16 protein-coding genes are annotated in these 24,764 nt (G+C 57.6%); 11 read left to right on the top strand and 5 right to left on the bottom strand.

Features of this window, described 5'->3' with window-relative positions; genetic code table 11:
* Positions 1-2: 2 nt before the first annotated feature.
* From ACFPDR_RS02150 to ubiE, 3 genes are all read right to left on the bottom strand, one after another.
* Complete coding sequence (locus ACFPDR_RS02150) at positions 3-632, bottom strand: ubiquinone biosynthesis accessory factor UbiJ (protein ID WP_026484474.1); 630 nt, start codon at positions 630-632, stop codon at positions 3-5.
* A 180-nt stretch (positions 633-812) separates the two neighbouring features.
* Positions 813-1,805 (bottom strand): Tim44 domain-containing protein, encoded by a 993-nt coding sequence (locus ACFPDR_RS02145; RefSeq protein WP_026484475.1) that lies wholly within the window; start codon positions 1,803-1,805, stop codon positions 813-815.
* Between the two features lie 213 nt (positions 1,806-2,018).
* Entirely contained in the window at positions 2,019-2,789 is a 771-nt protein-coding gene (ubiE, locus tag ACFPDR_RS02140; protein ID WP_221080075.1) for a bifunctional demethylmenaquinone methyltransferase/2-methoxy-6-polyprenyl-1,4-benzoquinol methylase UbiE, read from the bottom strand.
* Positions 2,790-3,046: 257 nt separating this feature from the next.
* On the opposite strand from ubiE, the gene phoB reads away from it, so the two are divergent.
* The 5 genes from phoB (at position 3,047) to ACFPDR_RS02115 (ending at position 7,283) form a co-directional block, all read left to right on the top strand.
* Positions 3,047-3,757: a phosphate regulon transcriptional regulator PhoB gene (phoB, locus tag ACFPDR_RS02135; protein WP_035270329.1), complete on the top strand. Its 711-nt coding sequence runs from the start codon at positions 3,047-3,049 to the stop codon at positions 3,755-3,757.
* 4 nt (positions 3,758-3,761) lie between these two features.
* Positions 3,762-5,060, top strand: coding sequence for a phosphate regulon sensor histidine kinase PhoR (phoR, locus tag ACFPDR_RS02130; RefSeq protein ID WP_009458690.1), 1,299 nt, complete (start codon positions 3,762-3,764; stop codon positions 5,058-5,060).
* A gap of 80 nt (positions 5,061-5,140) precedes the next feature.
* A complete protein-coding gene (locus ACFPDR_RS02125) occupies positions 5,141-5,572 on the top strand; it encodes a VOC family protein (RefSeq protein ID WP_376910387.1) in 432 nt (143 codons plus the stop codon).
* Positions 5,573-5,574: 2 nt separating this feature from the next.
* The gene (gene pxpB, locus ACFPDR_RS02120) at positions 5,575-6,273 is read left to right on the top strand and encodes a 5-oxoprolinase subunit PxpB (RefSeq protein WP_083054717.1); all 699 of its coding nucleotides are present in this window, start codon (positions 5,575-5,577) and stop codon (positions 6,271-6,273) included.
* A complete protein-coding gene (locus tag ACFPDR_RS02115; RefSeq protein ID WP_254002299.1) occupies positions 6,270-7,283 on the top strand; it encodes a biotin-dependent carboxyltransferase family protein in 1,014 nt (337 codons plus the stop codon). Before pxpB ends, ACFPDR_RS02115 begins: the two co-directional genes overlap by 4 nt.
* A gap of 279 nt (positions 7,284-7,562) precedes the next feature.
* On the opposite strand, the gene ilvA is transcribed toward ACFPDR_RS02115, so the two are convergent.
* Positions 7,563-9,071 (bottom strand): threonine ammonia-lyase, biosynthetic, encoded by a 1,509-nt coding sequence (gene ilvA / locus ACFPDR_RS02110; RefSeq protein ID WP_035270321.1) that lies wholly within the window; start codon positions 9,069-9,071, stop codon positions 7,563-7,565.
* Positions 9,072-9,221: 150 nt separating this feature from the next.
* Here ilvA and ACFPDR_RS02105 point away from each other — a divergent pair, with 150 nt between their 5' ends.
* From ACFPDR_RS02105 to ACFPDR_RS02080, 6 genes are all read left to right on the top strand, one after another.
* Positions 9,222-9,764: a YqaA family protein gene (locus ACFPDR_RS02105; protein ID WP_035270318.1), complete on the top strand. Its 543-nt coding sequence runs from the start codon at positions 9,222-9,224 to the stop codon at positions 9,762-9,764.
* Positions 9,765-9,910: 146 nt separating this feature from the next.
* On the top strand, positions 9,911-13,852 hold the full coding sequence (locus tag ACFPDR_RS02100) for a DUF3683 domain-containing protein (RefSeq protein ID WP_376910382.1): 3,942 nt from the start codon (positions 9,911-9,913) through the stop codon (positions 13,850-13,852).
* 294 nt (positions 13,853-14,146) lie between these two features.
* Positions 14,147-14,641, top strand: coding sequence for a HugZ family protein (locus ACFPDR_RS02095; protein ID WP_254002301.1), 495 nt, complete (start codon positions 14,147-14,149; stop codon positions 14,639-14,641).
* Between the two features lie 419 nt (positions 14,642-15,060).
* On the top strand, positions 15,061-17,865 hold the full coding sequence (locus tag ACFPDR_RS02090) for an autotransporter domain-containing protein (protein WP_374697484.1): 2,805 nt from the start codon (positions 15,061-15,063) through the stop codon (positions 17,863-17,865).
* A gap of 245 nt (positions 17,866-18,110) precedes the next feature.
* The gene (locus ACFPDR_RS02085) at positions 18,111-20,915 is read left to right on the top strand and encodes an autotransporter domain-containing protein (protein WP_376910378.1); all 2,805 of its coding nucleotides are present in this window, start codon (positions 18,111-18,113) and stop codon (positions 20,913-20,915) included.
* Between the two features lie 247 nt (positions 20,916-21,162).
* Positions 21,163-23,931, top strand: a complete 2,769-nt coding sequence (locus ACFPDR_RS02080) for an autotransporter domain-containing protein (RefSeq protein ID WP_268379816.1) — start codon at positions 21,163-21,165, stop codon at positions 23,929-23,931.
* A 138-nt stretch (positions 23,932-24,069) separates the two neighbouring features.
* On the opposite strand, the gene ACFPDR_RS02075 is transcribed toward ACFPDR_RS02080, so the two are convergent.
* Complete coding sequence (locus ACFPDR_RS02075; protein ID WP_009458676.1) at positions 24,070-24,621, bottom strand: adenine phosphoribosyltransferase; 552 nt, start codon at positions 24,619-24,621, stop codon at positions 24,070-24,072.
* Positions 24,622-24,764: the final 143 nt, after the last annotated feature.

The raw sequence follows: 24,764 nt of genomic DNA, 5'->3' as shown, positions 1-24,764 counted from the left end.
GCTCAGGACTCCCGCCGACGCGCGTCAAGACGTTTCAAACGCTGGTCCAGTTCGTCCAGGCGTTGGACCAAACCAGCCGATTGCTCGCGCATCCGTTCCAGTTCGGGGCGGGTAACCAGCAAGGCGCTTTCTTCAGTCAGGTATTCGCTGGCATTACCAGCCAGACGCTGGCCCAGATCCCTCAACCCGGAAAAGGCCCGGCGCGCCCCGCTGAACAGGCGCACGGCCATGACATCACCCACGATTTTGGCCAGATCGTGCTCGGCATCCCAGCGCAGATTGGCCGCCAGGTCCGACACCAGATTGGCCAGCCCGGCCTCGCCTTGCACATGCATTAACTGGGCGACACGGCTGAAATCGCCGTCTTGAAGGATTTGTGGCAGTTCAGGCAGCTTGTCCTGAGGCAGTGTCAACGTGACATCCGGCACGACGGCAGGATGGCCTTGCTCCAGCTTTCCTTGAGAGCTGATGGTGTAGACCAGTTGCAAACGGCCCACAATCAGCGACACGGTTTTACCTGCATGGCTGCGCAAACGCTCACGCGCCCAATCCTCGCGATCAAGCAAGGCATTGAGCAAACGCACGCCCACGGCGCCAGGTTCTAGGAATGAAGGGATACCAAGCATGTCCATGCAAGTCTACTGCCGGGGCGAGTAAACCAGTCCAATTAAAACAGCCAGTTTAACCCGACACAGACACGGCCGGATGTACAGGGCGACAGGAACACGGGCAGATGGAATCACAGCGAAACGGGAGCGCTCATAACAGAACAGCCGCCTGGGTAAGAAGGCGGCTGTCTGTATAGATAGAGATCAAGCGTTGGGGTCAACCGGGATCTGCTGAATACCAGCCAGCAGCCAGCCTGCGCCGTCGGCCTTGAACAGATTCCAGACTTCCTCAAAGCGGAAAGCCTCTGCACCCACTTCTTCACGCAGCATACCGGAGTAGCGCACGCTGGCCAGGTGGCCGTCGGCTACTTTTTCGATACCCAGCAGCTCTGCATTGAGCAGTACCACTTGAGTCACGTTCTCGCCTTGGCGCTGAGCGATTTGAGGAGCGGCTTCCTTGAGCAGGTCGTCGGTCAGGAAGGTACGCAGTTGTTCCACGTCGCCCTTGTCCCACAGCTTCTGGATTTCCACGAACTGGGTCTTGGCATTGGCCAGGAACGTAGGCGTGTCGAAATCACCGGGGATGAACCAGCTTTCGTCTACTGGCGGCGCTGGAACAGCGGCGGCAGCAGCAGGCTGGGCAGCTGGAGCGGCAGCAGGCATAGGGGCTGGCGCAGCTTGGGGCTGCTTCCATGGGCTGGGAGCAGGATCAGCATTGCGCATCATGGACTGACCACCGGCCTGTTGCATGGCAGGACGAGCGGCCGAGCCACGCAGACGACGCACGATGAACAGAACGGCGAAGATCACCAGACCGATCAACAAGAGGCTGGACATCATTTCCAGGAAAGCACCGCCCAGACCCATGCTGGACAGCAAGGCGGCAATACCCAGACCAGCAGCGATGCCGGCGATCGGGCCCAGGAAGCGGGACATGCCCGACTTGGCAGCGGTACCAGCCGCAGCCGTACCGGCAGCAGCGGCACCCGCAGCAGGCGTAGCCGAGCGAGTCGCGTTATTCGCTGCAGCAGGAGGCGTCGCTGCCGAGCGGTTGCTGGTGATGTTGGAGGATTGGCGGCCAAAACTGGAGCCACCACCCATGCGTCGTGCTTCCGCATCATAAGAAACGGTCAGCAAGGCGCCGGTGCTAAAAGCCAATACAGCGGCCATGAAATAACGAGAAAGCCGTCCAGACATAGTCACAAACTCCTGACCAGAACAAGCGTTTAACACACAGGGTTTTGACGCCCCCGGCCATGCCATCCCAGTCGATTATTCAAGAAAACTTACGATAAGCTGAACATTAACATGACAAGTTCTCATGCACCATGTTTTTTTTACCGTTCATTACAGACAAAAAACGAACGGCACCTGAAGGTGCCGCTGTATATAGAGAGGGAACGCCCGGCATCAATCCAGGCGGATGCCTTCATGCAGCGCGGCCACGCCGGCTGTCAGATTGAAATACTGCACGCGCTCCAGGCCCACTTCGCGCATCATGTCGGCCAGGGTTTCCTGATCGGGGTGCATGCGAATGGATTCAGCCAGATAGCGGTAGCTTTCCTCGTCCTTGGCAACAAACTTGCCAATACGGGGCAGGATATTGAAGGAATACCAGTCATACGGGGCCTGCAAAGGCTTGGCTACGCGGGAAAACTCCAGCACCAGCAATTTGCCGCCCGGACGCAACACCCGCTTCATCTCAGCCAGCGCACGGTCCTTGTGCGTCATGTTGCGCAAACCAAAGGCCACCGAGACGCGATCAAAATAGCCGTCAGGAAATGGCAGGTGCTCGGCATCACAGACCGCAACGGGCGTGATGATGCCCTTGTCCTGCAAACGATCACGCCCCACGCGCAGCATGGAGCTATTGATATCGGTATGCCAGACTTCGCCGTCCGCACCGGCCTGACGCGCAAAAGTCTTGGTCAAATCACCCGTACCCGCGGCAATATCCAGCACTTTCATGCCGGGACGCACTGCTGCGCGACCGATCGTGAAGGCTTTCCAGATACGGTGCAGGCCGCCCGACATCAGATCGTTCATAATGTCGTAGTTGTTAGCCACCGAATGAAAAACTTGGGCTACTTTGCCCGCTTTTTCGTTTTCGGCCACGGTTTGAAAACCGAAGTGCGTATCGGCGTTCTGGGCGGAGGAGGTTTGAGGACGCTGTTTTTCCATAGTGCATAATCGTAACGCAGATTTCCCGGTACAGAAACGAAAATCCTGCTCGCTGAGTGCTCCCCTTTTTTACACGTTCACAAACCTGAAACATTAACGCCATATGATGGCGCTATTACGTGCAGTCAGGGATTTGAAGCGCCTGCCGTATTGCCCTTGAGCCGCCTGATGGCAACAGCAGGCCCCGCGCCCAAGCACAATACAGACAGCCAGCCTGACCCTCTATTATTTTTTATCGGACCAGTCTGAAGCTAACAATGAGTACAAGCATATTAGTCGTGGAAGATGAGCCTGCGATCCAGGAACTGATCTCTGTCAATCTGTCTTTTGCCGGCCATAAAGTGCTGCGCGCCTTCGATGCCGAACAAGCCCAGATCCTCATTCGCGCGGAACTGCCTGATTTGATTCTGGTGGATTGGATGCTGCCCGGCTCCTCGGGCATCAATCTGGCCCGCAAACTGCGCTCGGACGAACGTACCCGTCATATTCCGGTCATCATGCTGACCGCCAAAGGCTCGGAACAGGACAAGGTCGATGGCCTGGAAGCCGGTGCGGACGATTACATCACCAAGCCTTTCTCGCCCAAAGAACTGATTGCCCGCATCAAGGCCGTGTTGCGCCGCCGCGCTCCCCAGCTAACTGACGATGTGATCTCCATTGGCAACCTGCAGCTGGACCCCAGCACGCACCGTCTGTCCAGCCAGGGCATGGCGCTGACCATCGGGCCTACCGAGTTCCGTCTGCTGCATTTCTTCATGACACACACCGAACGCGTATTCACCCGCTCCCAGTTGCTGGACCAGGTGTGGGGCGACCACGTATTTGTGGAAGAACGTACGGTAGACGTGCACATTCGTCGCTTGCGCAAGGCGCTGGAGCCTAGCGGACACGACAAACATATTGAAACGATTCGTGGCTCGGGCTATCGTTTTGCCCTTTCCCCACTGGAAAAGGCGCCGACCGCCTGATCCCATGTTCAGCATATTTACGTCTATTGTTATCTGGGCCCTGTTGGGCAGCTTGATCGGCTGGTGGCTAGGGCCATTCACCGGTCTGGCCTTGTTTTGTGGTGGCCTGCTATTGCTGGTTGTCATCAGCACCCTGCAGCTTTCCCGCGTTGAACGCTGGACCCGCAACCTGAATGATCCTCCGCCCCCCGCGGTTGGCCCCTGGGATGCCATTCTGGCTCCCATCTACCGCCAACTGCGCCGTGATCGCCAGGAAATTCAGGATCTGAATCGTTACGTAGACGGCATCATGATGGCCGCCGAGGCCCTGCCCGACGGTGCCATTACCCTGAATGGGGAGATGGAACTGCAATGGTGCAACCAGACCGCCTGTGAGCACATAGGCCTGAATCTGGCCACGGACCGCCATCACAGCATCTTCAATATCCTGCGCGAACCCGAGTTTTCTCGTTACGCCCGTCAGCCTCAATGGGATGGACCTTTGCTGCTGCATCTGAGCAAAGACGGACGTGAGCGCTCCTTGCTGCTGCAATTAACCCCTTATGGCCTGGGCCAGTTCCTGATCGTGACGCGTGATGTCACCCAGGTGGAAATGCTGGAGACCACCCGCAAGGACTTTGTGGCCAATGTCTCCCATGAACTGCGCACACCACTTACCGTCTTGCTGGGTTTTCTGGAAACTCTGCAGGACATGCCGCCCGAAAGCTTGCCTTTGGAACAGCGTCAACGCTACGAGCAGATGATGCTGGAGCAGACCCGCCACATGCAGTCGATTGTGTCCGACTTGCTGACCTTATCCACGCTGGAATCCTCACCCACAGTGGAAGGGGAGACAGTACAGGTCAGCCAGTTGATTGAAAGCGCGCTGAAACAAGGCGAGGCTATTTCTGGCGGCCAGCATAGCTTTGTCACAGATCTGGACCCTCGCATTGCCATTCAGGGCATGGAAACCGAACTGAGCTCGGCTGTCTCCAACCTGATTACCAACGCGGTGCGCTATACCCCCAAGGATGGCACCATCACCGTGCGCTGGTATCTGAATGACAATGGCGAGGCCTGTTATTCGGTGCAAGACACGGGCATCGGTATTGCCGCCCAGGATATTCCCCGCCTGACCGAACGCTTTTACCGCGTAGACAAGGGCCGTTCCCGCTCCACCGGCGGTACGGGTCTGGGCTTGGCCATCACCAAACACATCATCGTGCGACATAACGCCGACCTGCAAATCCAGAGCCGTCTGGGTGTGGGCAGCGTGTTTATGTTGCGTTTCCCCAAGAGCCGGGTTCGACTCCAGGACAGCTAGAACATGTGGGGCCATATTGGCCCTACAATAAACGGCTCTGAAGACCACGTTGGCGGCCTTATGCCGCACAGGAGCCAAGCATGTCCCATACCAAAGAGCTGCGCCCTTTCCACCTGGCTTTTCCGGTCCATGATCTGGCCGTTGCACGCCAGTTCTACGGACAGACACTGGGCTGTCCCGAAGGCCGATCCTCGGATCAGTGGATTGACTTCAATTTCTACGGCCACCAGATCGTGGCTCATCTGGCCCCTTCAGAGTGTGGCAGCAACGCCACCAGCGCGGTGGATGCCCATAATGTGCCCGTGCGCCACTTTGGCGTCGTGCTGGACATGCCCACCTGGCAGACCCTGGCTGACAAGCTGGTTGCCGCTGGCACCAAATTCGTTATCGAACCTTATATCCGTTTCAAGGGCGAGCCCGGCGAACAGGCCACCATGTTCTTCATGGACCCTTCGGGCAACGCCTTGGAGTTCAAGGCCTTCAATAGCCTGGATTCGCTTTTCGCCAAATAAAGATGCACAAATCCTGGCAACTTAACGAGCAAGGCGACCGCTGTCTGCTAGTGCAGTTCAGCGGCCCGCTTTCTCTGGACACCGGTTTGCGCTGTACTCGCGCCGCCCGCTTGCTGCGCGACCACGCCCCCGCCTGTGTCCGTGATCTGGTCCCCAGCTTTACCGCAGTCGCCATCCACTTTTACCCGGATGGCAGCAGCGACCAGCTTGCTCGTTTGCACGACTATGTTCACCAAGCCCTGGCCGAGCTGGATGCCAGCCAGGACCAGGCCGCTCCCGGCGCACTGGTAGATGTTCCCGTGTGCTACGGCGGCCTCTTCGGTCCGGACCTGCCTGCCATTGCCGAGCAATTGGGGCTAAGCCAGGAACAAGTCATCGAACTGCACAGCAGCCAGGTGCAACTGGTATTCATGGTGGGCTTTGCCCCCGGCGCTCCCTATATGGGCATCTTGCCCGAGCAACTGAATGTGCCGCGCCGCGCCACACCACGCACCGTGCTGCCCAAAGGCTCGGTCGCCATTGCGAACCAGCAAACCATTATTTACCCCAACGAATCCCCCGGCGGTTGGCATCTGATTGGCCGCTCGCCAGTTAATTTGTTTGATGCCCGGCGCTCGCCCGCCGCCCTGCTCGCCCCCGGCGACCAAGTGCGCTTTGTGCCTCTGCCTCACGAGCAGTTTGATCACTGGACACCCGCATGACGGTGCATATCCTCAAACCAGGCATGATGAGCAGCCTGCAAGACCGAGGCCGTTATGGACACCAGCACCTGGGGGTTTCGCCCAGCGGTGCCATGGACGAACGTGCCCACCGACTGGCCCATTTGCTGGCAGGCAATGCCGCAGAGCAGGATCTGGCCAGCCTGGAAATCACGGTGCAAGGCCCCAGCCTGCGCTTTGCAGAACCCGCCCTGTTTGTCCTGACAGGTGCGGACATGAACGCCAGCCTGGACGGCCAGCCCGTGGCGGTCCTGCGCCCTACTCTGGCTCGTGCCGGACAAACCCTGACGATGCAGTCCGCCAAACCCGGCCAAGGTGCCCGTAGCTACCTGTCTGTTTACGGCGGCTTTCAGGTCGAATCCTTGCTGGGCAGTCAAAGCACGCATATGCGAGTCGGTTTGGGCGGCTTTGAAGGCCGCGCCTTGAAGAAAGGCGACCAGATCGCATTGGCTCGACCACTACCCAATGACGAAACGACCTTGAACCGTCTGCAAGCCGAGCTGGATGAGCTGCGCATTTACATGCCCGCCGCCCTGGCCCTGGCTCCACGTGAACGCCTGCGCGTCATTCTGGATCAAGCTGATTTGTTTACCGAGGAATCACTGGAACTGTTCCAAAGCCAAAACTACCGCATCAGCCCGGCTTCAGAACGCATGGGCTATCGCCTGGAAGGCCAGCCCTTGCAGCGCAAGTCGCCAAAAGAACTACTGTCCGCCCCCACCTGCTTTGGAACAATCCAGGTCCCCAACGATGGTCAGCCCATTGTGTTGATGGCGGACCGGCAAACCACCGGCGGTTATCCGCGTATCGGACAAGTCGCCAGCGTGGATCTGGCTCAAGTTGCCCAGCGCTTGCCCGGTCAGAATCTGAGTTTTGAAGTGGTGACGGTAGAACAGGCCCATGCACTGGCTGCCCGTCAGGAGCAGGCTTTTGCACGTCTGAATGACAGCCTGGAACCTTTGCGGCAGGCTCTAAAACAGTGTGTGGCATAGAGCGTGTTAAGTCGCCGGCGTACTAACGGGCATCTGGCCTTATCGCACATTCGTATGGCCAAACGGCCCATCAGGCCGCAAAGGCAGTAAGGCGGCTTGAACCAATCCCCCATGACGAACTCAGGAGCAGACACCCACTGCTCTTGGCTCCCAGGCTCAATACGGCTCCAACGACAGCCACCACATTCAAGCCCCAATAAAAAACACCTCGCTTTTCCAAGCGAGGTGTTTTCATTTGGTCTGACGCAAGACAGCGAATGCCGTGCGCCGTCCATAGACTTACAAAAACAGCTTGTAAGCCGGGTTATCCGTTTCGTCCCAGTGCGGGTAACCCAGATTGCCCAGGAAAGCCTTGAATTCCTTTTTATCGGAAGGCGGCACCTGGATTCCAATCAGAATACGACCGTAGTCATCACCCTGATTCCGGTAGTGGAACAAGCTGATATTCCAATCCTGATTCATGCTGGACAAGAATTTACGCAAGGCTCCAGGACGCTCTGGAAACTCGAACCGCAGCAGGACTTCGTCCGTAGCCTGGCTGGACACTCCACCCACCATATGACGCACATGGGTCTTGGCCAGTTCGTTGCCCGTCAGGTTCAAGGTACCAAAGCCTTTCTTGACGAAACGCTCTTCCAGCTTTTCGATCTCCGCTTCCGAGGAAATCGACATACCCACAAAGACATGCGCCTTTTCAGGATTGGACATGCGGTAGTTGAACTCCGTCACCGAGCGAGTGCCCAGGGCATCGCACAGGCGGCGGAAGCTGCCTTTTGCCTCGGGGATCGTCAAGGCGAACAAAGCTTCACGAGCCTGACCCACATCTGCACGATCCGCCACCATGCGCATACGGTCAAAGTTCATGTTCGCGCCGGACGTGACCGCAATCAGGGTCTTGTTCTTGAGCTTGTTTTGAGCGGCGTAGCGCTTGGCACCCGCCAAAGCCAGGGCACCCGCCGGTTCCAGCACGCTACGCGAATCCTGGAACACATCTTTGATAGCCGCACAAATCGCGTCCGTATCCACGATGACAAAATCATCCACATACTGACGCACCAGACGGAAAGTTTCGGAGCCCACCTGCTTGACGGCAGTACCGTCAGAGAACAGGCCCACGTCCGACAAATTCACACGACGACCGGCCTTGATACTGCGCACCATGGCACAGGAATCTTCGGTCTGCACGCCGATCACTTTGATTTCAGGACGCAAGGACTTGATGTATGTGGCTACGCCCGCCGCCAGACCGCCGCCGCCAATCGCGACAAAGACCGCTTCAATCGGGCCGGGGTGCTGCTGCAAAATTTCCATGGCCACCGTCCCCTGCCCGGCAATCACATCAGGATCGTCAAAAGGGTGCACAAAGGTCAGGCCTTCGTTCTTTTGCAGTTCCAGAGCGTGCTGGTAGGAATCCGAATAGCTCTCGCCCACCAGGACCACTTCGCCGCCCAGATTACGTACACCATCAATTTTCACTTGCGGGGTGGTGGTTGGCATGACGATAACGGCACGGCAACCCAGCTTGCGCGCTGCCATGGCCACGCCTTGCGCGTGGTTACCCGCCGAAGCGGCCAATACACCCCGTTTTAATTCCGCGGCCGACAGATTGGCCATCTTGTTATAGGCACCGCGCAGCTTGAAGCTAAAAACAGGTTGATAGTCTTCGCGCTTGAGCAGGACCGTGTTACTAATTCGTGCCGATACCTGGGGAGCGGGTTCAAGTGGTGTTTCGATGGCAACATCGTACACTTTCGAGGTCAGAATGCGCTTTAGGTAATCGTTCGACATGACTCAGCTTTTAATAACAACCGGTTTTGCCACCAAGGCCAGCCGCAGGCCCCTGCCTGAGACCGCTCACCGGAAAAGAAAAACAGAATACCATAGGCGGATGCCCTAACTGGCGTCCATTATTCCCTACAAAACCCGTCCACTTTACTTATGCAAGCCTGGATCTCTGATCTTATTTCGTGGCTCTTGGCCGCCCTATCTCTGCCCGAAGTGGGCTTGAGCGCCATTTTCATCATCAGCCTGGTCTCGGCTACCCTGCTCCCCCTGGGTTCGGAACCCGCCGTATTCGCCTATATCAATCTGGCTCCACATATGTTCTGGCCCGCCGTGCTGGTTGCCACTGTGGGTAATACGGCAGGTGGGGCCATCAGCTATGCCATGGGTCTGGGCGCCGAGAAAGCCTACGAAGCCTGGCGCGAGAAGCACCCGCAACACACAGAAGACGGCGCAACTCCCAAGAACAAGGCAGCAGGCCGCTGGCACGAGCTGGGGCAGCGCTGGCTGACCCGCATGGGACCGCCCGCCCTGCTCTTGTCCTGGCTACCCGTGGTAGGCGACCCCCTGTGTGCCGTAGCCGGTTGGCTACGCCTGCCATTTTGGCCCAGCGTGTTTTACATGGCGGTGGGAAAACTGGCGCGCTATATCACCATGACCGCTGGTCTGCTGTGGATTTTCCCCAAATTGGGTTGGTAATTTGCAGCAAACTGGCCGCAAACGCCCCCTTAACCCTGACTTGGCCCTGTAGTAAGGGGGCAGCCCGGCTACGATTCGTATACACTTGTCTTTTGCCTATCTGCTCCTCGCTGAGCCGCCCTTGACGGGCCTTGCCAACTATCGCCATGAACGCCCCCATTGCAAGCAAGCACCTGGCTGCCCAGGCACGCAACAACGACACGCCGCGCCTGCGTGAAATCCCCTACAACTACACTTCGTACTCAGACCGGGAAATTATCCTGCGACTGCTGGGTGAAGAGGCCTGGGAAAAGCTGTCCGAGCTACGCTCCGAACGCCGCACCGGCCGCTCCGCACGCATGTTGTTTGAAGTGCTGGGTGATATCTGGGTCGTCAAGCGCAACCCCTATCTGCAGGACGATCTGCTGGACAATCCCAAGCGCCAGCATCAACTGATCGAGGCCCTGAACCATCGCTTGAACGAGATTGACCAGCGCCGCGACAGCGCCGTGCCCGATCGCGATGCCAAGGTTCTGCGCCTGTTGCACGCTGCTCGGGGTGCAGTAGCCGCGTTTGAACAAGAATTTACCGATACCCGCGAGCTGCGCCAGAAAATTGGGCGCTCCCTGTCGCGCCTGACCGCCAAGGACAACATCAAGTTTGATGGCCTGTCGCGCGTCTCGCACGTCACTGACGCCACCGACTGGCGTGTGGAATATCCCTTTGTCGTGCTCACCCCCGATCACGAAAACGAGATGGCCGCACTGGTGCGCGCCTGTATCGAACTGAAGCTGACCATCATCCCGCGTGGGGGTGGTACCGGTTACACCGGCGGTGCCATTCCACTTAGCTGGCGCTCGGTTGTCATCAACACCGAAAAGCTGGATGCCATTGGTAAGCCAGAACAAACCACTCTGCCCGGCATGTCCGAGCCCGTCACCACCATTCTGACCGGTGCTGGCGTGGTGACCCGTCGTGTGGCTGACGCTGCCGAAGCCGCCGGTGCCGTGTTTGCGGTAGACCCGACCTCGGCCGATGCCTCCTGTGTGGGCGGCAATATCGCCATGAACGCGGGCGGCAAGAAAGCCGTGCTGTGGGGTACTGCGCTGGATAACCTCGCCTGGTGGCGCATGGTCGATGCCCAAGGCAACTGGTTGGAAGTCACCCGCCTTGAACACAATATGGGCAAGATCCACGACGTGGAAATGGCTCATTTTGAAGTCAAATGGTTTGATGGCCGTTACGCCCCTGGTGCCCAGTTGCTGCGCAGCGAAACCCTGCACATTGAGGGTCGGCGCTTTCGCAAGGAAGGCCTGGGTAAAGACGTTACCGACAAATTCCTGGCAGGTTTGCCCGGTATTCAGAAAGAAGGCTGTGATGGCCTGATCACGCAGGCCCGCTGGGTGCTGCACCGCATGCCGGCGCATACACGCACCGTCTGTATGGAGTTTTTCGGCCAGGCCAAGCAGGCCGTGCCCTCCATTGTGGAAGTCATTGACTATCTGAACGGCGAAGGCAAACGCATCGGCGCCATTCTGGCCGGTCTGGAACACCTGGACGAACGCTATCTGCGTGCGGTGGGCTATGCCACCAAGAGCAAGCGCGACGGCCTGCCCAAGATGGTCCTGATTGGCGACATCGTGGGCGACGATCCCGATGCCGTGGCCACAGCTGCCTCTGAAGTGGTGCGTCTGGCCAATGGCCGCTCCGGTGAAGGTTTTGTAGCCGTCAGCGCTGAAGCCCGCAAGAAGTTCTGGGCCGACCGCTCCCGCACCGCCGCCATTGCCCGTCACACTAACGCCTTCAAGATCAACGAAGACGTGGTGATCCCCCTGCGCCGCATGGGTGAGTACACCGAAGAAATCGAACGTATCAATATTGAGCTGTCTACGGACAACAAGCTGCGCTTGACCCGTGAACTGGAAGACTTCCTGCAAGGCGATCTGCCCGTAGGCAAGATCGAAGATCACAACGACGCCGAGCACACTCGCGAAGAGATTCTGGACGAGCGCCGTCACGACGCCCTGCAGATCGTGCGCGATGTGCGCCAGCGCTGGCAGTGGCTGCAGGACAATCTGGACAAGCCGCTGAAAGACTCGCAAGCTGATCTGGCCGAGATTGGTGTGCCGCTGGATAGCGCCGCGATCGAGGCCCGTCTGCAAGAAGACCCGAACACCTCGATTTTCCAACTATTGCAGGATCACACGATCCGCACCTCCTGGAAAAGCGAGATCCGCGAAAACCTGGAACATATTTTCCCGGGCGCCGACTGCGCAGCCGTGCTGACCGAACTGCAAGCCATTCACGATCGTGTGCTGAAAAGCCGTGTGTTTGTGGCGCTGCACATGCACGCCGGTGACGGTAACGTACACACCAACATCCCCGTGAACTCGGACGACTACGGCATGCTGCAACAAGCCAATGTCACCGTAGCCCGCATCATGCAAATCGCGCGCGGTCTGGACGGCGTGATTTCCGGTGAGCACGGCATTGGTTTGACCAAGTACGAGTTCCTGACGCAGGAAGAGCTGGATCCCTTCCAGAACTACAAGCGCGAAGTGGACCCGAACAACCACTTCAACGCTGGCAAGCTGATGCCCGGTGCGGACTTGAGCCGCGCCTGGACCCCCAGCTTCAACCTGCTGGGCCACGAATCGCTGATCATGCAACGCAGCGAAATTGGCTCCATCTCTCACGCCATCAAGGATTGCTTGCGTTGCGGCAAGTGCAAACCGGTCTGTGCCACTCACGTGCCACGCGCCAACCTGCTGTACTCGCCCCGCAACAAGATCCTGGCCACCTCCCTGCTGATCGAAGCCTTCCTGTACGAAGAGCAAACACGTCGCGGGATCAGCCTGAAGCATTGGGAAGAGTTTGAAGACGTAGGCGACCACTGCACCCTGTGCCACAAGTGCTACAACCCCTGTCCGGTGGACATCGACTTTGGCGATGTTTCCATGGAAATGCGCTCCTTGCTGAACCGCATGGGCAAAAAGTCCTTCAATCCAGGCTCGGCCGCAGCCATGTTCTTCCTGAACGCCAAGGACCCACGCGTCATCAAGGCCACTCGTACCGCCATGATTGAAGTGGGCTACAAGGCCCAGCGTGCGGTGCACAATCTGCTGGCTGCCCCTGCTCGCAAACAGGTCAGCGCTCCCCCTGCCACCATCGGCAAGGCACCAATCCGCGAACAGGTCATCCACTTCATCAACCGCAAGATGCCCGGCGGCCTGCCCAAGCAGACTGCCCGTAAATTGCTGGATATCGAGAACTCGGATTACGTACCTATCATCCGTAACCCTGAAGCCACCTCCGTGGATTCGGAAGCCGTGTTCTACTTCCCCGGCTGTGGTTCGGAGCGTCTATTCTCGCAAGTGGGTCTGGCTACTCAAGCCATGCTCTGGCATGTCGGCGTGCAGACGGTTCTGCCTCCTGGCTACCTGTGCTGTGGCTATCCCCAGCGCGGCAGCGGTCAAAGCGACAAGGCCGAGAAGATCATTACCGACAACCGCGTGCTGTTCCACCGCATGGCCACCACCTTGAACTACCTGGATATCAAAACCGTGGTGGTCAGCTGTGGTACCTGTTACGACCAGCTGGCAGGCTATGAATTCGACAAGATCTTCCCTGGCTGCCGCCTGATCGACATCCACGAATACCTACTGGAAAAAGGCTTGAAACTGGAAGACGTGCAAGGCGTGCGCTACATGTACCACGACCCTTGCCACAGCCCCATGAAGCTGCAAGACCCCATGAAAACGGTCAAATCCCTGGTGGGCGACAGCACCATCAAGGCCGACCGCTGCTGTGGCGAGTCGGGCACGCTGGCGGTGTCGCGCCCGGATATTTCCACGCAAATCCGTTTCCGCAAGCACGAAGAACTGCAGAAGAACCAGGACACCGTCCGTGCCGATGGTTTCCAGGGCGAAGTCAAAGTGCTGACCTCCTGTCCGTCCTGCCTGCAAGGTTTGTCCCGCTACGAGGACGAAACCAAGATGGATGCGGATTACATCGTGGTGGAAATGGCCAAGCACATGCTGGGCGAGAACTGGATGGCGGACTACGTACGCCGTGCCAACGACGGTGGTATTGAGCGCGTTCTGGTGTAAACCCAACGCATCACTCCCCCTGAACAGGCCGGCTTTATGTCGGCCTGTTTTGTAAGGGGTGAGCAGGTGTCTTTTACCGCTGGACTGCTCCAGGATAAAAATGCCCCTGGGTGGGGAGAAAGCGCAGCGTGATCGCTATTCATCGCCAGGCCCTCCCCCAGAAGCGCCGCCCGGATAGCAATAAAGCAAAGGGGCTGCGCGGAGATTTTTCTGCGGAGCAGCCCAAGGAAATTCCCTTAGGGACGAATGAAGTCCCAACCGCAGTATGGAAGCTTTTTCAGAATAGGTGTCTTTATGTCTGTTGATGATCCATTGCTAAACAGCCTGCAGGCCCTGCTCCGCAGTGAACGCACTGCGTCTTTGGGCACACTCAGCAATCAGGGCTTGCCGGTGGTCTCTCGTGTCCCTTTTGCGATCTGCCCTGAACAAGCCAGCATCATCATCCACATCAGCGAAATGGCGGCTCATACCCGTTATTTGCTGCAACGTCCCGATGCCAGCCTGATGGTCAGCCAAAGCGAGCATGGCCAGGATGCTGTCCATGACTTGCCCCGTGTCACCTTCCAAATGCAGGCCCGCAAACTGGAGCGCGAACAGCCCGACTGGGAACAGGCCAAACGAGCCTATACCGCCCGTTTTCCCGATATGGAATTTCTAAGCAGCTTTACGGACTTTCATTTCTTCGCTCTGGATCTGGTCAGGGTGCGCCATATTGCCGGGTTTGCAGCGGCACGAACCTTGAAACCTGAGCGAGTGCGCGCCTTGCTGGCAGAGCCTGTGGCCAATTGAAGTCCCCGAGTTCGCAATCGCAGCAAGCCTTGGAAGCGCGGGAACTGTGCTCCAGCGTTCACCACGTCAAAGCACCTTAATACAACGACAAACAGGTAAGCCTTCGCCCCTTACAAGCCTCGACCTGCACCCAAAATGTTGCAGACTCTGCAACAAAGTCGTCACTAACTGATTTCCAGACAAAGAAAACGGATCACTGATTAAACGCCTTTCTCACCAGAGAAATCGCCACTCTTTCTCCTTGCCCTTCCGGTGCACTCGTCCGTTTTCGTGTGTTTCAAACGCCAAGCATGACAAAACGTAAATTTGGCCGCTATAAGATTCAACAGCTACGACGTTAAATGGCACGCAAGGACTCGACAACACGACCTCGCAACACGTTGCCGCCACACAGAGAAAAACACCCAGGAGAGGAAGAGATGTCGAACAAGAAACGCAGCACCTATGTGCTGGTGCAGATGGCCTTGCTGAGCCTGACTTTACCTGGCCTTGCCCATGCAGAAGCAGACAGCTCATTGGAGCAATGGCGTACTAAAGAATACAAACGCCAGCCTGGCCTGGACATGATCAATGCGGCCAAAGCCTACTCACTGGGCTTTACAGGCAAAGGCGTGACGGTCGGCTATCTGGATTCGGGAATTGAAGCCAAACACCCGGAGTTTGCGGGTGCCATTGCGGGTGGCTTTGACTTCAACACGGATACCCCCTATGCCAACGGCCAAGGCATAGATGCCGATCCTCCAGCAGGTCATGGCAGCCACGTTGCGGGCATTATTGGCGCACGTCGCGACGGCAAAGGCATGCACGGTGTCGCCTTCAACAGTCAGCTCTTTGCGGTCGCCTACGATGCGAGAGAAGACGATGATGATGACATGCTTGGCAACGATCCCTATGAACCGGACCCACGCGACCAAGCAGCCGCATTCGACCGCGTTGCCTCCCGAGGCTGGAACTATCTGGCACAGTTCAAACTGCCCATCATCAACAGCAGCCTGGGCGTCAATGGTTGCAACGATGCCAGCTCCCCACCACCTTGCAATGTCCTGGACTATGGCTCGCCCGAAGGCGTACTGGATTGGCAGCCACTGGCGATCGAGGCTTTCCACAACAGCGTAGACGCAGGCTCCCTGATGGTCTTTGCCACCGGCAATGAATCGCAGGACCACCCTGACCTGCTGGCAGGCTCCCCCTACTGGTTTCCTGAACTAAAAGATAACTGGCTGGCCGTGACAGCCCTGGGCGAGGATGGATCTTTAGCCTCCTATGCGAACAAGTGCGGCGTAGCAGCCGAGTGGTGTCTGGCCGCCCCCGGTGGTGACGACAATCCAGGGATTAATTCGGTCCAATCCTCTGGCGGCTATGTCGCCTTTAGCGGCACCTCCATGGCCTCCCCCCACGTCGCGGGCGGTGCGGCGCTAGTAAAGGAAGCGTTCCCCTACTTCACGGCGTATCACCTGCAGCAGACCTTGCTGACCACCGCCACTGACCTGGGCGACCCCAGCGTTTTTGGCTGGGGCCTTATGAATATAGGCAAGGCCGTACAAGGACCCGGGCAATTCACCCGTCTGTTCGACGTCGATACGCTGGGCTACCACTCCACCTTCGCCAATGACATCAGTGGCACGGGTGGGCTGCACAAGCGCGGTTCCGGCTCCCTGGAGCTGACGGGCAATAACAGCTATACCGGTGACACCACCGTCAGCGGGGGCCGTCTGGCCGTCAATGGCACGCTGGCGTCTGCGGTCACAGTGGAACGCGAAGGCACCTTGGGGGGGGCCGGTACAGTCGCTCAAGTCGATAACTACGGCACCCTGGCTCCAGGTAATTCGGTTGGCACCTTGACCGTCAGCGGCGACTACACCGCCCATGCCGGTTCGGTGCATGAACTGGAAGTGGGCCCCGCAGGCGCAACAGATCGTCTGGTGGTTGGCGGTGCAGCCCATATCGACGGCACGCTGAAACTGGCCGGTGGCCCCTACCGCCAGAATGTGGCTTATTCCTTTCTGGATGCAGCTAATGGTGTGACAGGTCAGTACAGTCACATCACTTACGAGATGGCCTTCCTGTCGCCCACACTGCTTTATGGCCCCAGCCTGTCCTTGATGATCAAGCGCAATGACACGCCGTTTGCCACCTTTGCCAATACGGGGAACCAGAAAGCCGTGGCCAACGCGCTGGATACCGGCTCGGATCAACCGCCGGTCACCATGGCCGAACTGTACGACACGGTCCTCAATGCTCAGTCCGGACAGGTCGCAGGCTACATGGAGCAATTGCAAGGCCAAATCCATGCGGGTACGACCTCCGCCCTGCTAAGCAACGGGGATCTTTTGCCCCGCACTTTAGGCAAACAAGCCTCGGGCGCACGTAATAAAAACGGCAAAGACACCGTTCTATGGGCCGAAGTGATTCACCAACAACGCGATCTGGACGGTGATGACAACAGCCAGGATGTTCGTCATAAAGTGGGCGGCCTGTTCCTGGGTGGCGATACCGCCATCGGCGAACAAGGCTGGCGCATGGGTGCCTCTCTGGGCTACCTGGAAAACCGCATCAAGCTGGATGACCGCCGTCAGACCTCACGCAGCAACAGCTACAGCGCCGCCCTGTACGGAACGCAAGCTTGGGAAATGGGTTCGGGTAGTCTGAATCTACTGGCTGGTGGTGCTTACACCCGCCATAGCCTGGACAGCGAGCGTTCTCTCTCCGTTCACCAATACGAAACACTGAAGGCTGATTACAAAGCGCACAGCATCCAGGCCTTTGCCCAACTGGGTTACCGCATGCCCGTCAGCCCTCGCTCCAGCGTCGAGCCCTATGCCAGCGTGAACTGGCACCAGTTGCGTCACGGCTCCTTTAGCGAATCGGGTGGTCAGGCAGCCTTGCGCGGAGACTCGCAACGCCAGAACCTGAGCACCGTGACGCTGGGTCTGCGTGGCACCACGGAACTGGATCTGTCCAAAACCACGCTGTCCTTGAGTGCCGGTTTAGGCTGGCGTCATGCCCTGGGTGACACCACACCCGAGCGTGAACTGGCCTTTGCCGCCTTGCCCGGTAGCAACTTCCGCATCAGCGGCGCGCCGATTGCCAAGAACGCCGCTGTGGCCGAATTGGGCGCAGAGCTGAAAGCCGGCAAGAGCACATCCTTCGGTCTGAACTACCAGGGTCAGTTTGGCCGCAATCAGGACCATGCTGGCTCGCTATTCATGAAGGTACGTTTCTGATTTAAGGCCCCGAGGCGGGCTTGGCGTTCCGCCAATCCCGCGGCAGGCATAACAGACGGCCATCAAAAATCCCTGCGATGCGCGTGCATGGCAGGGGCCCACAAAAACACGACCTCAACAATACAGCAGCCCATAACTGCCGGTTTAAACGGCTATGCCGTTAAATTAAAGATGCCTTGAGAACCTCCAAGGCAGGTTTTCACAACGAGTGGCCACCCTCCTTAGAAGATCCAAGTAGATAAGACATGTCGAACAAGAAACGCAACACCTCTATGCTGGTGCAGATGGCTTTGTTAAGCCTGACTTTACCTGGCATCGTCCATGCCGATTCCGAGAGCTCACTGGAGCAATGGCGCACCAAAGAATATAAGCGTCAACCCGGCCTGGACATGATCAATGCAGCCAAAGCCTATTCGCTGGGCTTTACCGGCAAAGGCGTCACGGTCGGTTATCTGGACTCGGGCATTCAGGCAGATCACCCTGAGTTTGCCGGCGCCATTGCTGGGGGCTTTGACTTTGCCAACAATACCCCCTACGCCAATGGCCAAGGAGTCGATACTCAGCCCCCTGCCGGACACGGGAGCCATGTTGCCGGAATCATCGGTGCGAGACGCGACGAAGCAGGCATGCACGGCGTCGCCTTCAATAGCCAGCTTTTTGCGGTTGCCTACGGCATCAATACTGATGACGATGACGACGATGATGATGGTGGTGACGACACTACCCCGACTCCAGACGATATAAGGGCCTTTCAAGATCGAATGCTTTCTAATGGCTGGAACTATCTCGCCCAGTTCAAGCTGCCCATTATCAATAGCAGTCTGGGGCTCAATGACTGCTCAAGGTCCTATAACCCACCCTGCCATATTGTGGACTATGGCTCAGCTCAAAGCGCCCTAGAGGCTCAACCTCTGATCATTGAGTCCTTCAAGAACAGTGCGCAGGCTGGCTCCCTGATGGTATTTGCTACCGGCAATGAGTCTCAAGACCACCCTGATTTTCTGGCCGGCTCTCCCTACTGGTTTCCCGAACTGAAAGACAACTGGCTGGCCGTGACGGCAGTCGGGGAAGATGGTTCCTTGGCCGTCTACGCCAATAAATGTGGTGTTTCCGCCGAGTGGTGTTTGACCGCACCAGGGGGGCAGTGGGCCCCTGGCATTAACTCCGTCAACTCGGATGGAGGCTATATTTATAAAAGTGGCACCTCCATGGCATCGCCACACGTGGCCGGAGCGGCAGCGTTAGTTAAAGAAGCCTTTCCCTACTTCACGGCGTATCACCTGCAGCAAACCTTGCTGACCACCGCCACCCCTCTGGGAGACCCCAGCATTTTTGGCTGGGGCCTGATGAATGTGGGCAAGGCCGTACAAGGACCCGGGCAATTCACCCGCCTGTTCGATGTGGACACGCTAGGCTACCACTCCACCTTCGCCAATGACATCAGTGGCACTGGCGGCCTGCACAAGCGCGGCTCTGGCTCCCTGGAGTTGACGGGCAATAACAGCTATACCGGCGACACCACCGTCAGCGGCGGTCGTCTGGCCATCAATGGCACGCTGACATCTGCCGTCACCGTCGAGCGTGAGGGAACACTGGGGGGTTCCGGTACGGTTTCCAAAGTTGATAACTACGGCACCCTGGCTCCAGGCAACTCGGTTGGTACTCTGACCGTCAGCGGCGACTACACCGCCCATGCCGGTTCGGTGCATGAACTGGAAGTTGGTCCCGCTGGTGCAACAGATCGTTTAGTAGTAGGTGGGGCCGCCCATATCGACGGCACACTGAAACTGGCCGGTGGCCCTTTTCGCCAGAACGTGGCCTATTCCTTTCTGGATGCGGCTAATGGTGTGACTGGTCAATACAGTCACATCACTTATGACATGGCTTTCCTATCGCCCACACTGCTTTATGGCCCCAGCCTGTCCTTGCTGATCAAGCGCAATGACACGCCGTTTGCCACCTTTGCCAATACGGGGAACCAGAAAGCCGTGGCCAACGCGCTGGATACCGGCTCGGACCAGCCACCAGCCGCGATGGCTGAACTGTATGACACGGTGCTCAACGCCCAGTCTGGCAGCGTGGCAGGCTATATGGAACAGCTACAAGGTCAGATCCATGCAGGCACGACCTCGGCACTGCTTAGCAATGGGGACCTGCTGCCGCGCACCTTGGGTAAACAAGCCTCAGGCGCACGTAATAAAAACGGCAAAGACACCGTTTTGTGGGCCGAAGTGATTCACCAACAACGCGATCTGGACGGTAACGACAACAGCCAGGATGTTCGTCATAAAGTCGGAGGCCTGTTCCTGGGTGGCGATACCGCTATCGGCGAACAAGGCTGGCGCATGGGTGCTTCTCTGGGCTACCTGGAAAACCGCATCAAGCTGGATGACCGCCGTCAGACCTCACGCAGCAACAGCTACAGCGCCGCCCTGTACGGAACGCAAGCCTGGGAAATGGGTTCGGGTAGTCTGAATCTACTGGCTGGTGGTGCTTACACCCGCCATAGCCTGGACAGCGAGCGTTCTCTCTCCGTTCACCAATACGAAACACTGAAGGCTGATTACAAAGCGCACAGCATCCAGGCCTTTGCCCAACTGGGTTACCGCATGCCCGTAAGCCCTCGCTCCAGCGTGGAACCCTATGCCAGCGTGAACTGGCAGCAGTTGCGTCACGGCTCCTTTAGCGAATCAGGTGGTCAGACAGCCTTGCGCGGAGACTCGCAACGCCAAAACTTGAGCACTGTCACGCTGGGACTACGTGGCACTACCGAGCTGGATCTGTCCAAAACCACGCTGTCCTTGAGTGCCGGTTTGGGCTGGCGTCATGCCCTGGGTGACACCACTCCCGAACGTGAACTGGCCTTTGCCGCACTGCCCGGCAGCAACTTCCGTGTCAGCGGCGCACCTATCGCCAAGAATGCCGCTGTTGCCGAGTTAGGCGCAGAGCTCAAAGCAGGCCAGAGCACATCCTTTGGTCTGAACTACCAGGGTCAGTTTGGTCGTAATCAGGACCACGCAGGCTCTCTGTTCATGAAGGTTCGCTTCTAAACAAGAAACCTATAGGGGGGTGCCTGCCCCGCGCAGTCACCCCCTTCGCAACAAAACAAACAGGCATGAGTAATCCCGGCGATGCACAGACACGCCGGAGACGCTTAATAGAGCACTAGCTCGACGCCACATCGGCACATAACAACAAAATTAAACGGCCATGCCGTTCAATATGCCTCAAGGATATCCACGGCAAGCTTTCACAACGAGTTACCGCCATACAGAGAAAATCCCAAGAGAGGAAGAGATGTCGAACAAGAAACGCCCTATCTATCTACTGGTGCAGTTGGCTTTGCTAAGCCTTGCCCTACCGGGTATCGCCCATGCAGAACCCGATAACACACTGGAGCAATGGCGCACAAAAGAGTACAAGCGCCAATCTGGCCTAGACATGATCAATGCGGCCAAAGCTTATTCGCTAGGCTTTACAGGCAAAGGCGTAACGGTCGGCTATCTGGATTCGGGAATTCAGGCAACTCACCCAGAGTTTGCGGGTGCCATTGCGGGCGGCTTTGACTTCAACACCAATACTCCCTACACCAATACCCAAGGGGTGGACTCAGACGACGACGTACCAGGCCATGGCTCTCATGTTGCTGGAATTATCGGTGCACGCCGCGATGGCGTCGGCATGCACGGTGTTGCCTTCAACAGCCAGCTCTTTGCCGTTGCTTACGTCGAAAATGGGAATTTCCTAAGCCCCGAAGAAGAAGCCGCGTACGACGACCGTGAGTTTTCCAGAAGCTGGAATTATCTTGCTCAGTTCAAACTGCCCATTATCAATAACAGCCTAGGACTCAATGACTGCCGCGACTCCTATGACCCACCTTGCCATATCCTGGAGTATGGCTCAGCACAAGGTGCTCTGGACTGGCAGCCCTTGATTATTGATTCCTTCAGGAACAGCGTAAAAGCGGGCACCTTGATGGTGTTTGCCACCGGTAATGAGACACAAGACCACCCCGATTTCATGGCTGGCTCTCCTCACTGGTTTCCCGAACTTAAAGACAATTGGCTAGCCGTCACAGCTCTGGATGAACAAGGCAATCTAGCCTCCTATGCCAATAAATGCGGCGTCGCTGCTGAATGGTGCTTGTCCGCCCCCGGTGGCGAGAATCCCGGTATCTACTCCGTCAACTCTGCGGGTGGCTATGCCTATGCGGGCGGCACCTCCATGGCCTCCCCGCACGTCGCAGGCGCTGCTGCCCTGGTGAAAGAAGCCTTTCCCTATTTCACGGCGTATCACTTACAGCAAACCTTGTTGACCACCGCGACGCCTCTGGGTGACCCAAGCATTTACGGTTGGGGCCTGTTGAACGTAGGCAAAGCCGTACAAGGACCCGCACAATTCACCCGCCTGTTCGATGTAGACACGCTAGGCTACAACTCCACCTTCGCCAATAACATCAGCGGTACAGGTGGACTACACAAGCGCGGTTCCGGCTCCCTGGAACTGACGGGCAATAACAGCTATACCGGTGACACCACCATCAGCGGCGGTCGTCTGGCCGTCAATGGCACGCTGGCTTCTGCAGTCACAGTGGAACGCGAAGGCACCTTGGGTGGTTCCGGTACAGTCGCTCAAGTCGATAACTACGGCACCCTGGCTCCAGGTAATTCGGTTGGCACCTTGACCGTCAGCGGTGACTACACCGCCCATGCCGGTTCGGTGCATGAGCTGGAAGTTGGCCCTGCAGGTGCCACCGATCGTTTAGTAGTAGGTGGTGCAGCCCATATCGACGGCACGCTGAAACTGGCCGGCGGCCCTTTTCGCCAGAACGTGGCTTACTCCTTCCTGGATGCGGCCAATGGCGTGAGCGGGCAATACAGCAGCGTCGCTTATGACATGGCCTTCTTGTCACCCACACTGCTTTACGGCTCCAGTCTGTCCGTAATGGTCGAACGCAATGACACCCCCTTTGCCGCTTTTGCTCATACAGGCAATCAGAAATCTGTCGCCCAGGCCTTGGACACCAGCTCAACGCAGCCCCCTGCGGCTATGGCTGAGCTGTATGACACGGTACTCAATGCCCAATCCGGTAGCGTGGCAGGCTATATGGAACAGCTACAAGGCCAGATCCATGCAGGTACGACTTCCGCCTTGCTAAGCAACGGAGATCTGTTGCCCCGTGCTTTGGGCAAACAGGCTTCAAGTGCGCGTAATACCGTAGGCAAAGAGGCAGTGCTCTGGGCTGAAGTGATCCATCAACAGCGCGATCTGGACGGTGACGACAACAGCCAGGATGTTCGTCATAAAGTGGGCGGTCTGTTATTGGGTGGCGATACAGCCATCGGCGAACAAGGTTGGCGCATGGGTGCCTCCTTGGGCTATTTGGAAAACCGCATCAAGCTGGACGACCGCCGTCAAAGCTCACGCAGCAACAGCTACAGCGCGGCCCTGTATGGAACACAAGCTTGGGAAATGGGTTCGGGTAGTCTGAACCTGCTGGCAGGTGGTGCTTACACCCGCCACAGCCTGGACAGCGAACGCTCGATTTCGATTCACCAAAGCGAAACACTGAAGGCTGATTACAAAGCGCACAGCATCCAGGCCTTTGCCCAACTGGGCTACCGTATGCCGGTCAGCCCACGATCCAGTGTAGAACCATACGCCAGCGTGAACTGGCACCAGCTGCGTCACGGTTCCTTTAGCGAATCGGGCGGTCAAGCCGCCTTGCGCGGAGACTCGCAACGCCAGAATTTGAGCACTGTCACGTTGGGTCTGCGCGGCACCACCGAGCTGGACCTGCCCAAAACCACGCTGTCCTTGAGCGCCGGTTTAGGCTGGCGTCATGCCCTGGGTGACACCACTCCCGAACGTGAACTGGCCTTTGCCGCCTTGCCCGGCAGCAACTTCCGTATCAGCGGTGCGCCAATTGCCAAGAACGCCGCCGTTGCCGAGTTGGGCGCAGAGCTCAAAGCAGGCAAGAGCACTTCTTTTGGTCTGAACTACCAGGGTCAGTTTGGCCGCAATCAGGACCATGCTGGCTCCCTGTTCATGAAGGTCCGTTTCTAAGCAATACTACCAAGCGCGGGGCTGGCAGTACCCCAGTCCCGCTCTCAAGCAGACAGACATGAAAAATCCCTGCGATGCTCCGGGCATGGCAGGGATTCAGGCTACAAAACCAAACCGGCAATACGCCGGTCCTGGCAATTAGCGGTCAGATTCGTTAAAGCTACAGACGGTGTAAACCGACAAGCCGGAATCTGTCACGGCCTTGGATCCACCCAGTTCAGGCAGATCAATAATCGCGGCGGCTTCCACCACGTTGGCACCCAGGCGCTGCAGCAAACGAGCCGCCGCCAGCAAGGTGCCGCCGGTCGCGATCAGGTCGTCAATCAGCAGGACGCGCTGACCAGGACGCACGGAGTCCGTGTGCATCTCGACGCTGGCATTGCCATATTCCAGGGAATACTCTTCGGCCACGGTATTGAAAGGCAGCTTGCCTTTCTTGCGCACAGGCACAAAACCCAAGTTCAGCTCGTAAGCCAGAACCGAGCCCACAATAAAGCCACGTGCATCCACACCCGCCACCAGATCCAGTTTTTGTCCCATGTAACGGTAAACAAAAAGGTCAATCAGAACGCGGAAGGAGCGCGGGTCCTGCAAGACGGTGGTGATATCGCGGAAAGTCACCCCTGGCTTGGGCCAGTCCGGCACATTGCGAATGATTTGACGGATGTACTGGGTGGGATCAATTTGCATGTCAAAGCTTCTACAACAGAAAATCCGGGCGCGAAGGGCGCACTTGGATACGTTGCAAGTGTACACAATTGGGCAGCAGCAACAAGGGCTCGCCCGGCTTGTGCCCGTAAGTTGTACTAATACGACGCGGCTGGGTAAAAAAC

The sequence above is a fragment of the Alcaligenes sp. GCM10023179 genome, from assembly GCF_042653705.1.
Classification (GTDB): domain Bacteria; phylum Pseudomonadota; class Gammaproteobacteria; order Burkholderiales; family Burkholderiaceae_B; genus Alcaligenes; species Alcaligenes phenolicus.
The sequence above is the reverse complement of the archived record's forward strand: the minus strand, read 5'-3'. Positions and strand labels throughout refer to the sequence as shown.

Excerpts from the sequence above, each read along its gene's own strand:
- ilvA (WP_035270321.1), bottom strand. The coding sequence starts at position 9,071 with ATGTCGAACGATTACCTAAAGCGCATTCTGACCTCGAAAGTGTACGAT.
- ACFPDR_RS02085 (WP_376910378.1), top strand. The coding sequence starts at position 18,111 with ATGTCGAACAAGAAACGCAACACCTCTATGCTGGTGCAGATGGCTTTG.
- ubiE (WP_221080075.1), bottom strand. The coding sequence starts at position 2,789 with ATGGAAAAACAGCGTCCTCAAACCTCCTCCGCCCAGAACGCCGATACG.
- ACFPDR_RS02075 (WP_009458676.1), bottom strand. The coding sequence starts at position 24,621 with ATGCAAATTGATCCCACCCAGTACATCCGTCAAATCATTCGCAATGTG.
- ACFPDR_RS02115 (WP_254002299.1), top strand. The coding sequence starts at position 6,270 with ATGACGGTGCATATCCTCAAACCAGGCATGATGAGCAGCCTGCAAGAC.
- ACFPDR_RS02080 (WP_268379816.1), top strand. The coding sequence starts at position 21,163 with ATGTCGAACAAGAAACGCCCTATCTATCTACTGGTGCAGTTGGCTTTG.
- ACFPDR_RS02145 (WP_026484475.1), bottom strand. The coding sequence starts at position 1,805 with ATGTCTGGACGGCTTTCTCGTTATTTCATGGCCGCTGTATTGGCTTTT.
- pxpB (WP_083054717.1), top strand. The coding sequence starts at position 5,575 with ATGCACAAATCCTGGCAACTTAACGAGCAAGGCGACCGCTGTCTGCTA.
- ACFPDR_RS02095 (WP_254002301.1), top strand. The coding sequence starts at position 14,147 with ATGTCTGTTGATGATCCATTGCTAAACAGCCTGCAGGCCCTGCTCCGC.
- ACFPDR_RS02105 (WP_035270318.1), top strand. The coding sequence starts at position 9,222 with ATGCAAGCCTGGATCTCTGATCTTATTTCGTGGCTCTTGGCCGCCCTA.
- phoB (WP_035270329.1), top strand. The coding sequence starts at position 3,047 with ATGAGTACAAGCATATTAGTCGTGGAAGATGAGCCTGCGATCCAGGAA.
- ACFPDR_RS02090 (WP_374697484.1), top strand. The coding sequence starts at position 15,061 with ATGTCGAACAAGAAACGCAGCACCTATGTGCTGGTGCAGATGGCCTTG.
- ACFPDR_RS02100 (WP_376910382.1), top strand. The coding sequence starts at position 9,911 with ATGAACGCCCCCATTGCAAGCAAGCACCTGGCTGCCCAGGCACGCAAC.
- phoR (WP_009458690.1), top strand. The coding sequence starts at position 3,762 with ATGTTCAGCATATTTACGTCTATTGTTATCTGGGCCCTGTTGGGCAGC.
- ACFPDR_RS02150 (WP_026484474.1), bottom strand. The coding sequence starts at position 632 with ATGGACATGCTTGGTATCCCTTCATTCCTAGAACCTGGCGCCGTGGGC.
- ACFPDR_RS02125 (WP_376910387.1), top strand. The coding sequence starts at position 5,141 with ATGTCCCATACCAAAGAGCTGCGCCCTTTCCACCTGGCTTTTCCGGTC.